The organism is Bradyrhizobium sp. 132 (assembly GCF_023074185.1).
GTDB lineage: Bacteria > Pseudomonadota > Alphaproteobacteria > Rhizobiales > Xanthobacteraceae > Bradyrhizobium.
The window spans coordinates 84,556-97,351 of the sequence record NZ_JADPKY010000024.1; the positions used below are offsets into that span (position 1 = coordinate 84,556).

Annotated in this window: 10 protein-coding genes; 3 read left to right on the forward strand and 7 right to left on the reverse strand. The window is 64.0% G+C overall.

The window, feature by feature from the left end; all coding sequences use genetic code 11:
• Positions 1 to 240: 240 nt before the first annotated feature.
• Positions 241 to 711: an Hsp20 family protein gene (locus IVA74_RS02825; protein WP_247339814.1), complete on the reverse strand. Its 471-nt coding sequence runs from the start codon at positions 709 to 711 to the stop codon at positions 241 to 243.
• A gap of 206 nt (positions 712 to 917) precedes the next feature.
• On the opposite strand from IVA74_RS02825, the gene IVA74_RS02830 reads away from it, so the two are divergent.
• Complete coding sequence (locus IVA74_RS02830; protein WP_247339671.1) at positions 918 to 1,865, forward strand: alpha/beta hydrolase; 948 nt, start codon at positions 918 to 920, stop codon at positions 1,863 to 1,865.
• Between the two features lie 205 nt (positions 1,866 to 2,070).
• Here IVA74_RS02830 and IVA74_RS02835 read toward each other — a convergent pair whose 3' ends face one another.
• Together IVA74_RS02835 and IVA74_RS02840 are read right to left on the reverse strand one after the other, a co-directional pair.
• Positions 2,071 to 4,836 (reverse strand): di-heme-cytochrome C peroxidase, encoded by a 2,766-nt coding sequence (locus tag IVA74_RS02835; RefSeq protein ID WP_247339676.1) that lies wholly within the window; start codon positions 4,834 to 4,836, stop codon positions 2,071 to 2,073.
• Between the two features lie 174 nt (positions 4,837 to 5,010).
• Positions 5,011 to 6,807, reverse strand: a complete 1,797-nt coding sequence (locus IVA74_RS02840; RefSeq protein ID WP_247339678.1) for an adenylate/guanylate cyclase domain-containing protein — start codon at positions 6,805 to 6,807, stop codon at positions 5,011 to 5,013.
• A gap of 244 nt (positions 6,808 to 7,051) precedes the next feature.
• On the opposite strand from IVA74_RS02840, the gene IVA74_RS02845 reads away from it, so the two are divergent.
• Entirely contained in the window at positions 7,052 to 7,684 is a 633-nt protein-coding gene (locus tag IVA74_RS02845) for a LysE family translocator (RefSeq protein ID WP_247339679.1), read from the forward strand.
• Between the two features lie 5 nt (positions 7,685 to 7,689).
• On the opposite strand, the gene IVA74_RS02850 is transcribed toward IVA74_RS02845, so the two are convergent.
• Positions 7,690 to 8,442, reverse strand: coding sequence for a sulfite exporter TauE/SafE family protein (locus tag IVA74_RS02850; RefSeq protein WP_247339680.1), 753 nt, complete (start codon positions 8,440 to 8,442; stop codon positions 7,690 to 7,692).
• Between the two features lie 94 nt (positions 8,443 to 8,536).
• On the opposite strand from IVA74_RS02850, the gene IVA74_RS02855 reads away from it, so the two are divergent.
• Positions 8,537 to 9,430 carry a LysR family transcriptional regulator gene (locus tag IVA74_RS02855; RefSeq protein WP_247339682.1) on the forward strand — a complete coding sequence of 298 codons (894 nt, stop codon included), beginning with the start codon at positions 8,537 to 8,539 and terminating at the stop codon, positions 9,428 to 9,430.
• Positions 9,431 to 9,438: 8 nt separating this feature from the next.
• Here the strand turns inward: IVA74_RS02855 and IVA74_RS02860 are convergent, their stop codons facing one another.
• The 3 genes from IVA74_RS02860 to IVA74_RS02870 all read right to left on the reverse strand — a co-directional run bounded on the left by IVA74_RS02860 (position 9,439) and on the right by IVA74_RS02870 (position 12,634).
• Positions 9,439 to 10,404 carry a tripartite tricarboxylate transporter substrate binding protein gene (locus IVA74_RS02860; RefSeq protein WP_247339683.1) on the reverse strand — a complete coding sequence of 322 codons (966 nt, stop codon included), beginning with the start codon at positions 10,402 to 10,404 and terminating at the stop codon, positions 9,439 to 9,441.
• 18 nt (positions 10,405 to 10,422) lie between these two features.
• Positions 10,423 to 11,205: a histidinol-phosphatase gene (hisN, locus tag IVA74_RS02865; RefSeq protein ID WP_247339684.1), complete on the reverse strand. Its 783-nt coding sequence runs from the start codon at positions 11,203 to 11,205 to the stop codon at positions 10,423 to 10,425.
• 538 nt (positions 11,206 to 11,743) lie between these two features.
• On the reverse strand, positions 11,744 to 12,634 hold the full coding sequence (locus tag IVA74_RS02870; protein ID WP_247339689.1) for an N-formylglutamate amidohydrolase: 891 nt from the start codon (positions 12,632 to 12,634) through the stop codon (positions 11,744 to 11,746).
• Positions 12,635 to 12,796: the final 162 nt, after the last annotated feature.

A 12,796-nucleotide genomic window follows, 5' to 3' on the forward strand; every position in this document is an offset into this window, starting at 1 on the left:
CGCGAGGTGTGGGGGCAACGTAGAATAACGGACCCAAACCTGTATTTCGATTTCAACGAAAACCAGCTGACTGCCGCTGGATCTTGCCGCGCTGACGAGACAGTTGGACCCGTATGAAATATATCGATGGAGGAGTAGCCACAGGGCTACTTGCGGCTTTTCGCGAGGCAACGACTGGACAAGCAAAAAACGCCCCGGGGCACCGGGGCGTTTTCGCAACCTGGAAGTGGCGTGAGTGATTTATGCGGCGGCTTGCGCGGCCGAGTTTTCGATCACCTGCGCCTTTGGCGTGCTGCTGCTGATCGAGATTTGGCGGGGCTTCTTGGCCTCGGGAATTTCGCGCACAAGGTCGACGTGAAGCAGGCCGTTCTCGAGCGAGGCGTCCTTCACCTGTACAAAGTCGGCAAGCTGGAAGGCGCGCTCGAAGGCACGCGCGGCGATGCCGCGGTAGAGCACTTCGGACTTCGAGTTCTCGTTGGTGACTTTCTCGCCCTTGATCGTCAGCGTGTTTTCCTTCGCGACGATGGAGAGCTCATCCTTGGCAAAGCCCGAAACCGCAACGGTGATGCGATAGTCGTTCTCGCCGGTGCGCTCGATGTTATAGGGGGGATAACCGGGGCTGCCGTCCGAGCTCGTCTGGTCGAGCAGGTTGAAGAGGCGGTCAAAGCCGACGGTGGAACGATAAAAGGGGGTCAGATCGTAGGTACGCATGGTCAAGTCCTCCATTGAGCGACTGTTGGAAACCCGCCCGCCAATCGGGCCGGGCTTTCGTCTGTGTGCAGCCTGATGTTCCGGTTCCGAAACACTGGTAGCGGCCTGCACCATGGTGATATGGGTTTTGGGAAACTGCGTTCAAGAGGGCGGCTATCTGCGCCTTTTCGGCGCTCCCGCCCCCTGATTCTCAAAACCTCCCGCCCATGACGCTGGTCTCGATTCCGTCCAATCCTGTTCCCGAAGACGTCGTCAGCGGCACCATCAAGACCCCTGATGGCGCCGAGCTGCGCTTTGCGCGCTGGGCACCGCCGGCAAACCGCAAGGGCACGGTTTGCGTCTTCACCGGACGCAGCGAGCAGATCGAGAAATATTTCGAGACCGTGCGCGACCTGCGCGACCGCGGCTTTGCTGTGGCGATGATCGACTGGCGCGGGCAGGGCCACTCCTCGCGCCGCCTGCGGGATCCGCGCAAGGGCTATGTACGTGACTTCGCCGATTTCGAGATCGACGTCGAGACCTTCGTGCAGCAGGTGGTGCTGCCGGATTGCCCGCCGCCCTTCTTCGCCCTCGCCCACTCCATGGGCGGCACAGTGTTGCTGCGGGTCGCGCATGCGGGCAAGCGCTGGTTCGACCGCATGGTGCTGTCGGCGCCGATGATCGACCTGCCCGGCCGCGCTACCTCGTTTCCGGCGCGGACGCTTTTGAAGACGATGCGCGTGTTGGGAATGGGCGGCCGCTACGTCCCCGGCGGTAGCGACCACATCACCGGGCTCAATCCCTTCATCAACAATCCACTGACCAGCGATCCCGTGCGCTACGCGCGCAATGCCGCGATCCTTGAGGAGGATCCGACGCTGGGGTTGGCCTCACCGACGGTCGCCTGGGCCGATACCGCCTTCCGCGCGATGAACACCTTCAGAGGCAAAAACTACCCGTCGAAGATCCGTCAGCCGATCCTGATGCTGGCGGCTTCCAGCGACACCGTGGTCTCGACCGCGGCGATCGAGGAGTTCGCCTATCATCTGCGCGCCGGCTCCCATCTCGTGATCGCCGGCGCCAAGCACGAGATCCTCCAGGAGCAGGACCGCTACCGTTCCCAATTCTGGGCAGCCTTCGACGCCTTCGTGCCGGGCACGCCGCTGTTCAAGTGAGGGGGGAGCGACGGCGGTGCGCTGCCTCGGCCCGCTTGGTCGCAAGACCCTCATGGTGAGGAGCGCGGAACGCGCGTCTCCGGACGATGCTTCGCATCGCCGGGCGAAACATGAAGGCCCGGCTCTCGCCCTCGGCCATCCTTCGAGACGCCCGCTTTGTGCGGGCTCCTCAGGATGAGGGCGGCGTGCTCGGGACAGAGCTCGGCTACAGCGTCTTCAGATACTCGATCAGATCGTAGCGCTCGTTGTCGTCCTTGAACACGCGGCCGATAACGCCGGGACGTTTCTCCTCACCCGGTTTGCGCTCGAAGGAATGGCCGAGCACGCTGTTGCCCTGGATCGGATCCTTGTCCGACCCCGCCGAGAACTCGGTTTCACCCGTCTTGCACTTCTCGTCGGCGGTGACCGCAAAGCCGACGGTCACGGGATCATAGTCGCGGCGGCCCATGCAGAATTTTTGCGGACGCTCGCTTGCAGGCTTCAGCAACCAGTAGAGAGACGGCACCGAACCGTTGTGCAGATAGGGCGCGGTGGCCCAGATCCCGTTGAGCGGCCGCGCGCGATAGCGTGCTCCCCCCACCGGATTGAGGCAATTCTTGCGCGCGAGGTTCCACAATTTCGCCCGCTCGGCGTCTGGAGTCTTCTCATCGTCCATCCATTTGCGGGCGACCAGGTCCACCACCGTCATGAGCCCGAGCGCATACACCATCTCGGTCGGCGAGCTCGCGGTCGAGACGTCGCATTGCCACCATTTCTGGAGGTCGGCCGTATTCACCTTCAGGAAGCCGGGCACATCGACAATCCTGTTGCTGAGCACGAGCGACTGTTCGGGGTCGGTCTTGATCTCGTCGAGGGGGATCGTCACCGCGTTCAGGACCTTGCCGTCGCCGCTCGGCTCCCAATGTCCGGAGGACCAGAAAGCCGGAGTGTCGATGGCGGGCAAATGGCATCCGGAACACATCTCGGCGTAGATCTTGCGACCATTGTCGACCTTCTTCTGATCAAGCCTCCAATTGTCGCCGAGGATCTGCGACGGCCATTTCGGCGCCAGCAGGCCTCCGAACTTCGGACCGGTGGAGGGATCAGCCGTCTTGAACGGATCGGGCCCCCTGAGCATGTCCTCGATCCAGCCGAGCGTGTTGATATGAACGGAGGACCGCCAAATCCTGTCCTCCGGATAGGCGTCGGACAGGTTGAGCAGCGCCGTCACGCCGAGTGCCTCGCCGGCGTTGCGGATCAGCGGCTGCTCGATCGAGGCGTCGTACTGGGCGAACTTGAACCACGGCACTGTCCAGATCGGAGGGTAGCTGACCGGCGCGTCCTGGGCGTGCAGGTTCTTCTCGAATCCCTTGATCCCGCTCAGCGCCAGGTCCTGCGAAAAGACCTGATTGCCGATGCGATTGAGAGCGTCGAGGCGGCCGAATCCCTCCTCGGTGTCACTCTGCTGCCTGCCGTTCCAGGTCTTCTTGCCTTCAATCGTCTTTTGCTGGATTTTCGCCCAGTCGATCAGGAAATTGCCGATCGCGCTGAGCTTCTGCTTGAGCGCGTCGCGGTCCGTCTTGCTGGCGTCGGGGCCGAGCACGCGATCGGCGAAGCGCTGGAAGCGGAACGGCACGTAAAGCGTGTAGGCGATCGACAGGCCGGTGGAGAGCTCGAGCTTCTTCAGGTCGGTCATGGCCGGGCCGCCGTCGAACCGGATGTCGATGCCCTGGTAATGGATCTGGCCGGTATGGCAGGCCGCGCAGGTCAGCCCGATCTTGTCCTCTTCGCGTCGGCCGGTCGCGGGATCGCTGACCCCGGTCATCCGCGCGAAGCCGACCGGCAGGCCGTCGACGTTCTCCGCCGGTGTCCACCTGGTCGACCAGTCCGGCGCTTGCGTCGTCTCGTAGACATTGGCGTAGCCGAAGCGGCGCAATGACGCCGCGTCGGTCTGGATCGACTGCGGGCTCGGGATGAAGCCGAAGCGCTCGAGATAGGCGCTGTCCGTCATCATGCCTGGGGGCGAGAACAGGTGCAGGCGCGGCTGCTCCAGCGCCATGAACCATTCATAGGGTACTGGAAAGGTCGCCGTGCCCTGGCTGGCGTGGTGAAACCAGTGCCTGTCCTTCAGCGACCAGTTTTGCTCGAGCCAATAGGCCGCCTTCGTCTCGGGCACAGCGGGCAGGGGCGGCGGCAGCAGATTCACGAGAATCCCCTTTTGCGGCAGCATGGCGCGGACCTGGTCGGGGAATTCGGCGACGGCAACGAGCAAGACGAGGCCGAGGGCGACGAGCAGGGCCGCAAACTTGAGGGCGCCCCGCACCACACGCTGGCAGGCCGACAGCGCCGGCTGCGATACGAGCCGCTGGTTGATGCGAGCAGGAAATTGGCGCTCGTTGAACAGCGTGCGCACGTCGGCCACGCTGAGATAGCGGTCCTCACCCTCGCCCTTGCCCACGATCTTCAGCAGGATCGGCCATTCGAACTTCATCAGCAGGGAGTAGTACCAGCGCGCGGCGCTGCCGGCGCGCTTGAGGTTGTCGCGCATGAAGACGTCGATTTCCGAGGCGTTGAGACCCGGCTCGGAGCCGCCGCCGTTCGGATTCTGGTAATTCCGGCCGAAGCTCGCAAACCGCGCGAGCTCGTCCTCGTCGACCTTGCCGTCGACGCCGAGGACGCGCGAGCCGGCACCGCGCTTGTCGAGGGGGCCACCACGCAGCGCGTCGAGCTGAGCGCCCGAAAATGCGCTCTTCAGGATGTGACCGAGACCGTTTGCGATGAGCGCGACCCCGCGGACCTGGATGCGCGCGAAGGCCTTCTTCAGCCCGGTCTCGCCGGTTGCATTTGCAATCGTCTGCGACAGCGTCCCGAGCGGGACAGTCCCGCCGTCAACAAAGCCTTCGCCGACGAGGCCGCGCAGGAATGGACAGGGATTGTTCGGCGAGACCTGGATTGAGGGGTCGAAGGGGGGCTTCGAAGCGGAATCATGCATGGCCCAGAATCCTGAAAGCAGCGAATCGTAAAATACAGGCGCGGCGATAGAGCGGGGAAAGTCCTAACAAACCGGCAGTACATTATACTACTTCAGCGTGTAAGGAAGTGTGGTTGAATTCACTGTCGTGTCAATCAAGGTGGACGGAAATTGCCGCGTGGCCGCGGCTGGCCCTCAGGATTCGGCGACGCGTTTCAGGTCGCTCTGGACCAGGGTCAGCTTGCCGAGCGGCACGCCCGCATTCAAGAGTCCGTCGCGGTAATGGGCGAGGTCCTCGGGGCGCTTCCAGTGGAAATTGCGCAAATGACGGTCAACATTCAGAGTCGGGTAGTTACCCATGAGCACGCGGGTCGCCTCGTTCGCCTCGCCCGCCCGCCCCAATTGCGCGAGCGCCGCGGCGCGGATCGCCAGCGCCTGCATGTGGTTCGGGTTGATGTAGAGTTGCTCGCGGGCCCATGACAGGGTCGCGTCATATTGGCCCAGCAGATAGTGGCTGAAGGCATTCAGCGCGGCCCATTGGTAGCGCGGATCGCTGTTGTCGCGCTGCGCGGCCATCGAGAACAGTTCGATCGCCTCGCGGTGCTCGCCGATGACGAAATGGCAGATGCCGAGCACGCCGCGCGCGCCGTTGTCGTAGGGGTTGAGCGCGACCGCACGCTTGGCGGCGTCCATCGCGGCCTCGTAATGCCCCTCCAGCGCGTGGGTCCAGGACAGGATCGAGAATGCAAATGACGAGCGTGGATCGAGCCGGACGCTGGTTTCGGCAAGCTTCATCGCCTCGGCCCACATCTCCCGCGTGCCCTTGACCCAGCCGAACTGGATGCTCTGGATCTGGATCGTGGCGAGATAGGCGTGCGCGATCGACAGCTTCGGATCGACCGCGATCGCCTCCCTGAACAGGGCGACGGCGAGGTTCAAATCCTCCTTGGTCTGCCGGTAGTAGTGCGACAGCCCCTTGAGGAAGCGGTCCCAGGCGGTCACGTCGGTCGAGAGCCGTGCCGGCGCCGAGGCTTCGGCCCGGACGATCTCGGTGGCGATGGCGGCGGACAGGTTCGTCGTAATCTCGTCCTGCATCGCGAAGAGATCGCCGATGTCGCGGTCGTAGCGGCCGGTCCAGAGCTGCTCGCCGGTCTCCGGCGCGATCAACTCTGCGGTCACGCGGATCTTGGCTCCGGCGCGCCGCACCGAACCCTGGATCAAATAGGTCGCGTCGATCTCCCGCGCGATCAGGCGAGTGCTGACATTGTTGCCCTTGAAGGCAAAGGTCGAGTTACGGCTCAGCACGCGATAGAAGGATTGCAGCGACAGCGCGTGGATCAAGTCCTCGGTCAGGCCGTCGGAGAAATATTCGTCCTGGGCGTCGCTGAGATTGGCGAAGGGCAGCACGCCGACGATGGCGGTCCGGTACTGCTGCGAGAGGGCGGATGTCTCCTTCAGCGCGGGCGCAAGCGCCGATGCGCCCTCGTGCGTCCAGGTCCAGACGCCGACCGGATCCTTGATGTTCTTGAAGCGGTGGTTGCCGGCATCGGCCATCGGCACGGCGAGATGCTTGCCTGCCTCCTTGTAGGCTTTGGCCGATATCGCGAAGCCGCCGGGGCTGGCCACGGATTCGAGGCGGACGGCAATGTTGACATCGTCACCGAAGACCTCGTCCTCGTCGGCGATGACGTCGCCCATATGGATGCCGAGCCGGAACTGCATCGCACGATCGGCTGGCAGATGATGGTTACGCTCCGCCATCAGCGTCTGCATCGCGATTGCGGCTTCGGTGGCGCCGACGATGCTCGGGAACTCCAGCAGGAAGCCGTCGCCGGTGTTCTTCACGACCCGGCCGCCGTGATTGAGGATGACGGGGTGGATCGCGCTGCGATGGGCCTTGAAGGCGGCATGGGTGCCGGCCTCGTCGCTGCCCATCATGCGCGAATAGCCGGCGACATCGGCGCAGATGATGGCGGCCAGACGTCTTTCCATATTCCGGAGCTCCAAGAGACTTGCAAGAGACTTGGAAGAGATCGAGGACCGGCCACGCCGTGGCAGTCGCCTCGAATCCCGCATTCAAGAACCTGCCTTTATAGAGCAGATGAGGCCGAGCGAAAGTATGATCCGCATTGCAAATTCGAGCTAAATGCTCCGCAATCCCGGCGATGGACGGGGACGAGCGAACCGACTAAGCCGGCCCCTGAGGCGACGGCTCGGCGGCGGAGGCACCTCACAGATGCTGGGCATTCACGAAATCTGGCTTTTCGTCCTGTCGGGCGTGCTGCTCAACATCACGCCGGGGCCTGATACGGTCTATGTGATCGGCCGCAGCATGCAGATGGGGTGGCGAGGCGGCGGCGCCGCCGCGCTCGGCATCAGTTGCGGCTGTTTTTTCCATGTCGCGGGCGCGGCGATCGGCCTTTCGGCCCTGCTGATGGCCTCGTCGACCGCGTTCTCGATCCTGAAGCTGGTCGGTGCGGCCTATCTCGTCGTGACCGGGCTCCAGATGCTGTGGTCGCGCCCGGTACTGGCATCGGCCATCGACGAGCCGGTGCGGAGCTCGCTGCGGCGGGTTTTCCTCCAGGGCGTCTTCACCAACGCGCTCAATCCCAAGGTCGCGCTGTTCTTCCTGGCCTTCCTGCCGCAATTCGTCGCAGCCGACGCGCCGCACAAGCCGCTCGCCTTCCTGACGCTCGGCCTGATCTTCATCTGCACGGGAACGCTGTGGTGCCTGATGCTGGCGGCGTTCGCGGCCAAGGCCGCCCACCGCTTGCGGACCTCCGAGGGCGCGATCGCCTGGGTCAACCGCGCGCTCGGCGGCCTCTTCATCTATCTCGGCATCCGCGTCGCCATGCTGGAGACGCGGTAACTTTTCTACCCGAACTCTTTCAGCAGCGCGCTGCCGGCGAGATAGAGGCCGAGCAGGATCATCGCGATCAGGAACCAGCGGCGAAACGCTTCGGCCGGCATCCGCGCCCGCACCGACTGGCCGATGTACATGCCGGCAAAGGCCATGGCCATGCCCACCGCGTCCGGCACGGCATTGGCCGGCGTCAGCAATCCTCCGGCCGTGAGGTTGAAGGCGAGCGCCAGAGTGGCTGTCGTGAAGAACACGCCGAGCGCCTGCACCAGCTCGTCCTTCTCCATGCCGATCGCCTGCATGAACGGCATCGAGGGGATCACCTGCACGCCCGTCGAGGCCGAGATCACGCCGGTGATCACCCCGACTACGCCGCCGACCCATTTCTCGTTCTTCGGCGCGACCCGGAACTGGAATTTGTTCAGCCCGATGATCGCGTAGATGACCAGGAGGACGCCGAGCACGATCGTGCCGTAGCGCGCATGGGGACCGGTCAGCGCCCCGGCATTGAGCCAGCAGCCGATCACGGTGCCGATCATCAGCGGCCACAGCCGCCTCAGGATGTCACGCAGATGGGGGCCGACGAAGGTCTGCCAGATGTTGGTGACGATCGCGGGCACGATCACGATGGCGATCGCGCGGCTCGGTGCCATGCTCACGGCGAGCAGGCCCATGGACACGGTCGGCAGTCCGAGGCCGACCACGCCCTTGACGAATCCGGCGATCAGGAAGACGGCGGCGATGAGAATGAGGAGCGGGTCGATCATATCTGCACATTGACCGAAGCCACGCCCTGGCACAATCTGGAGGTTACGGAGAGTGCCTTCGTTCATGACGAAGGCTGAGGGGGAGAAACCTGCCATGCGCTTCGACCTCGTCGACCTTCAGCTGTTCATCGCGGTCGCGGACGAGCGCAGCATCACCCGTGGCGCGGAGCGGTCGCATTTGGCGCTGGCCTCGGCCAGCGCGCGCATCAAGAGGCTCGAGGACGCGCTCGGCGTCGCGCTGCTCAAGCGCGGGCGCCGCGGTGTCGAGTTGACCGCGGCGGGCGAGAGCCTGCTCGATCATGCGAGGCTCGTCATGCACCAGATCGACGACATGCGCGGCGATCTCGCCGGCTTTGCCAGCGGCGCGCGGGCGAGCGTGCATTTCCTCGCCAACACCTCGGGTCTGTCGGAGCATCTGCCCAAGGCTCTCGCCGGCTTCCTGCGCGAGCATCGCGACGTCGCCATCGACATCGAGGAGCGCGAGAGCACCGACATTGCGGCTGCGATCACCGCCGGTGCTGCCGATCTCGGTTTCGCCGCCGAGCATGCGCTGCCCGACCATATCGAGCGCTTCGTCTTCAGCGAGGACCGCCTGACGCTGGTGACTTCCAAGCGCGGCCCGTTCGCTGGCCGCCGCCAGATCGATTTTCATGAGGCAGGGGATTGCGAGTTCGTCGGGCTAACCGGCGCCACTGCGCTTCAAGTGCATATTTCGAAGCACGCTGCGCGGCTCGGCATGCGTCCGCATTTCCGCGCGCGGCTGCGCGATTTCGACGCAATCTGCCAGATGGTCGCCGCCGATGTCGGCGTCGCGCTGATGCCCGAAGCCGCCGCCCGCCGCTGCGCAAAACTGATGCCGCTCGCCATGGTCCGCCTGCGCGACGCCTTCGCCAACCGAAGGCTCGTGATCTGCGCGCGCAGCTTCAAGACATTGTCACGGCCGGCGAAGATGCTGGTGGAGCATTTGAGGGCGACGGCGGCGGTATGAACTCTGCGCTACTTTGCCGTCTCCACCCCGGCGTCCTTGATCACCTTCGCCCATTTCTTCGTCTCGTCCGCGATGAACTGCCGAAAATGCTCCGGCTCGTCGCCGACCAGCGTTGCGCCTTGGGCGGCGAGCTTCTCCTTCACCGCGGGATCCGCCATCGCCTTCGTGGCGAGACCATGCAGTGCGGCGACGATCTCCTTCGGCGTGCCCTTCGGCGCGACCATGCCGTACCAGTTCTCGATGCGCAGGTCCGCAAAGCCCGCTTCCGCGGTGGTCGGCACCTCGGGCGCGGTGGCGGAGCGCTCGGCCGAGCCGACCGCGATCGGCCGCAGGGCGCCGGCCTTGACCTGCGGCAGCAGCACGGGGAGATCCAGGAACGTCATCTGCACCTGCTGTCCGAGCAGATCGTTCACGGCCGGCGCCGCGCCGCGATAAGGCACGTGCACGATGTCGATCTTGGCCGTCAGCTTGAACAATTCGCCGGCCAGATGCGGCAGACTGCCGGGGCCCGAGGAGGCGAAGTTGAGCTTTCCGGGCTGCGCCTTGGCGAGCGCGATCAGCTCGCCGATGTTTTTGGCCTCTACATTGGTGGCGACCACGAGCATTTCCGGAACGGTTGCGACCAACGTCACCGGCGTGAGGTCGTTGAGCGTATCGTATGCGACCCGCTCCATGCTCGGGCTAATCGCCAGCGCGCCGGCGCTGGAGATCGCGATGGTGTAACCGTCAGGCGCAGCCTTGGAGACGGAATCGGTGCCGAGCACGCCGCCCTGGCCGCCGCGATTGTCGATCAGCACCGGCTGGCCCGACAGCTCCGACATGCGCTGACCGATCACCCGCGCGATGATGTCGTTGGGGCCGCCGGCCGGGAACGGCACGATCAGCTTGACCGGCTTGGCCGGGTAATTCTGCGCGGAGACGAGCGTCGGAAACAGAAGCAGGGTTGCGAGAAGGAGCGTACGCCGGTTCGTCATGCAGGCTCCTTGTGCGGCCTATCCGTTGAGCAGTTTCAGTGCTTCTTCGTGAACCCTGGCGTCACCGGCCGCGATGATGCGGCCGCCGCCCTGCGCGGGCTTGCCTTCCCAGGTGGTGACGACGCCGCCGGCGCCGGTCACGATCGGGATCAGGGCCGCGATATCGTAAGGCTTCAACTCGGTTTCGACCACGAGATCGACGTGACCTGCGGCCAGCATGCAATAGGAGTAGCAGTCGCCGCCATAGCGCGAGAGACGTGCGCCCTTCTCGATGCGGCCGAAGATGGCGCGGTCGCGCTCGTTCATCAGCAGCGGGCTGGTGGTGTAGGTCGTCGCTTCCGACAGCGAAGCACATCGCCGGACCTGGAGCCGGCGCTCGCCGGAGGGGCCCTTATAATGAGCCGAGCCGCTGTCGCCGGAAAAGCGTTCGCCGATGAAGGGCTGGTGCATCATGCCGTAGACCGGCGTGCCCTTGTGCAGCAACGCGATCAGCGTGCCCCAGATCGGAAAGCCGCCAATGAAGGATTTGGTGCCGTCGATAGGGTCGAGCACCCAGACATAGTCGGAGTCCTCGCGCTCGTTGCCGAACTCCTCGCCGACGATGCCGTGCTGGGGGAAGCTGGCCTTGATCAGCCGCCGCATCACCGCCTCCGCGGCGCGGTCGGCCTCTGTCACGGGGTCGAAATCCTTGGTCTTGCTCTTGTCGTCGATCGATAGGGAAGTGCGGAAGAACGGCAGGATGGTTTCGCCGGAGACGGTGGCGAGCCGTTCGATGAAGGCGGAGAAGTCGATCACCGTCACGGCGCATCCTCAAAACGAAAGTCGGGTGAAGCTCACTCCTGCCTAGCTCAAATCGGAGGGATCGTGCAGCGCTGTCTTGCTTTCGCACCCTGGTATTTTGGATGCCGGAAGCGTTCGCCTCGGCAAAGACCACTCACTGGGCAAATATCGATCATTGAGTTGAAACCTTAGTTCCGGATCTGCCTCGTTCGTATGCAAATGACTATCAACCCATTGAATTTCCTTATCAAAGGAACTGAATCTGGGTTTCTCTAGAAGCAACCGAGCTATGTCCTCATTGCATGGGAAACCGCTCGAAAGCCCTTGCACTTTGTGCGTCGCGGCCGCATATTGTTGCGGTGCGGTAGCGCTTCTCGCGTTACTGCTGCCCTCCTTGGGCGTTTCCTCCCTAGACTTGGGCCGCTTCTTCATCAGAAGCGGCCCTTTTTTCTTTCAGCCTCTAATTTCTTTCAGCCCTTGGCTTTCATTTCAATGCGCGCCGCGAAACGCGTTCGCGCTTGATCGCACCCAACACAATCGTTCGAAGAAAACGTCGCGCCTATTCGGCCGCGGCCTGGAACGGGCCGAGATCGCCGAACGGGATCGTGGTCGCCAGCACGTCGGCGAGCACGCCGAAGTCCGTCGCCACTTGCGCAAAACGCGGACTGCGCTCGCGCCGCCGCTCGTCCATGTAGATCGCGCGGTTGAGTTCGAGCTGCACGGCGTGCAGGCCGCTGGCCGGGTTGCCGTAATGCTCGGTGATGAAGCCGCCCGCATAGGGCTTGTTGCGGCCGATCGAATAGCCGAGTCCGGTCATGGTCTCCTCGACCCTGTCGGGCAGGAGCGGCGTGCAGCTCGTGCCGTAGCGGTCGCCGATCACGATGTCGGGCCGCCGTGGCTCGTCGCGGGAGACGCCGACCGAGGGCATCGAGTGGCAGTCGACCAGCACCACGGTGCCGAACATCTGGTGCACCTTGTTGATCAGCCGGCGCAGCGCGCGATGGTAGGGCTTGTAGAGAGTCTCGATCCGCGCCAGCGCATCTTCAACCAGGATGCGGTCGCGATAGATCTCCTGGCCGTCGCCGACCACGCGCGGAATGGTGCCGAGCCCTCCGGCAACCCGCATCGAGCGGGTATTGGCGAAGCTCGGCAGGCGCCCGGTGAACATCCGGGGATCAAGCTCATAGGGCTCGCGATTGACGTCGACATAGGAGCGCGGAAAGTTGACCCGCACGGTCGGAAAGCCGCGCTCGCTCAGTTGGGCGATCAGCTCGTCCATGAAAGAGTCTTCGGACCGCCGCAGCTGCGGCAGGTCGATCCGCGATGCCGCGAGGAATTCGTCCGGATAGGTCGAGCCGGAATGGGGCGAGTTGAAGATGACAGGCGCGCGCCATTGCGCGGGCTCCACGATCTCGAACGCTGGCGACATGTCGCCGTCAAACCGGGTCATCTTCTTAGGCTTCGTCCCTTGTTCTCAGGCTTCGTCCCTTGGCGCCGCAGGATCCGGAAAAGGGGCCAGATCGAATTGATTCGGCCGATCGAGCGGCTGTTATGTGTCGTCATTGTCCGGAATCGCAACCATCCTGCCAAGCGAAAAGATGTCATCTGCGCT

Excerpts from the sequence above, each read along its gene's own strand:
- IVA74_RS02825 (WP_247339814.1), bottom strand. The coding sequence starts at position 711 with ATGCGTACCTACGATCTGACCCCCTTTTATCGTTCCACCGTCGGCTTT.
- IVA74_RS02830 (WP_247339671.1), top strand. The coding sequence starts at position 918 with ATGACGCTGGTCTCGATTCCGTCCAATCCTGTTCCCGAAGACGTCGTC.
- IVA74_RS02835 (WP_247339676.1), bottom strand. The coding sequence starts at position 4,836 with ATGCATGATTCCGCTTCGAAGCCCCCCTTCGACCCCTCAATCCAGGTC.
- IVA74_RS02840 (WP_247339678.1), bottom strand. The coding sequence starts at position 6,807 with ATGGAAAGACGTCTGGCCGCCATCATCTGCGCCGATGTCGCCGGCTAT.
- IVA74_RS02845 (WP_247339679.1), top strand. The coding sequence starts at position 7,052 with ATGCTGGGCATTCACGAAATCTGGCTTTTCGTCCTGTCGGGCGTGCTG.
- IVA74_RS02850 (WP_247339680.1), bottom strand. The coding sequence starts at position 8,442 with ATGATCGACCCGCTCCTCATTCTCATCGCCGCCGTCTTCCTGATCGCC.
- IVA74_RS02855 (WP_247339682.1), top strand. The coding sequence starts at position 8,537 with ATGCGCTTCGACCTCGTCGACCTTCAGCTGTTCATCGCGGTCGCGGAC.
- IVA74_RS02860 (WP_247339683.1), bottom strand. The coding sequence starts at position 10,404 with ATGACGAACCGGCGTACGCTCCTTCTCGCAACCCTGCTTCTGTTTCCG.
- IVA74_RS02870 (WP_247339689.1), bottom strand. The coding sequence starts at position 12,634 with ATGACCCGGTTTGACGGCGACATGTCGCCAGCGTTCGAGATCGTGGAG.